Annotated in this window: 1 protein-coding gene; it reads left to right on the top strand. The window is 78.2% G+C overall.

From position 1 onward, the window contains the following. A partial coding sequence (locus tag ND748_RS32940; RefSeq protein ID WP_251750152.1) for a DNA translocase FtsK 4TM domain-containing protein occupies window positions 1-901 on the top strand: 901 nt, incomplete at both ends.

Below are 901 nucleotides of genomic sequence, written 5' to 3'. Positions count from 1 at the left end.
GCGCGGCCCGGGGGATCCACCCGGTCCGCGCCCGCAGGCCGGGCGAAGGCGCAGGAGCGCCAGCGCCGCCCGCCGCTGACCCTGATGGTCGGCCAGGCCATCGTCCGGACCGTCTACCAGGTGTGGATGGCGGCGGCGACGCTGCTCGGCACCATGCTGCGCCGGACCGGGCGGGGCGCCCGCGACCTGCGCATCGATCCCGCCCACCGGCGCGACGGGCTGGGGCTCGCGGCCTTCGGCGGGGCGATCCTCGCCGCCGTCGCGGTCTGGTTCTCCGCAGGCGGGCCCGTGGGCTCCTTCGTCGCCGCCGGCCTGGAGCTGTTCGTCGGTGCCGGGGCGTGGGCGCTGCCGCTGTTCGGTCTGGGGGCCGCCTGGCGGCTCGTGCGGGCGCCCAGCGACCCCGACAGCCGTGGTCGGGTGGTGATCGGCTGGGCCGCACTCGGGGTCGGCCTGCTCGGCGTCGTGCACATCGCCCGCGGGCTGCCCGACTTCTCCGACGGCATCGGGCGGGTCCGCGGGGCCGGCGGCCTCGTGGGCCTGATCGGCGGTCTGCCGCTCGCGGGCGCCGTGACGCCCTTCGTCGCCGTCCCGCTGCTGCTGCTGATCGCGGCGTTCGGCGTGCTGGTCATCACCGCGACGCCGATCCGGCAGGTGCCCGAGCGGCTCGCGGAGCTCGTCGAGCGGCTCACCGCCGGTGTGCGCGATCCCGGGGCGCGGCTCGACGACGGCTACGACTCCGACTACGACCCCGCCGATCCGGCGCTCGCCGACGATCTGCTGGACGCGGACGCCGGCGGCGCCCGGCCGGCCCGGGGCGCCCCGGCGCCCCGGTTCATCGGTCCGCGTGGGGCCGCCTCCTGCTCGGGGGCGGCCCTGACGGGTCACCTCAGTGGGTGGGTTC

It is taken from the genome of Frankia sp. AiPs1 (assembly GCF_023716945.1).
GTDB lineage: Bacteria > Actinomycetota > Actinomycetes > Frankiales > Frankiaceae > Frankia.
The sequence above is the reverse complement of the archived record's forward strand: the minus strand, read 5'-3'. Positions and strand labels throughout refer to the sequence as shown.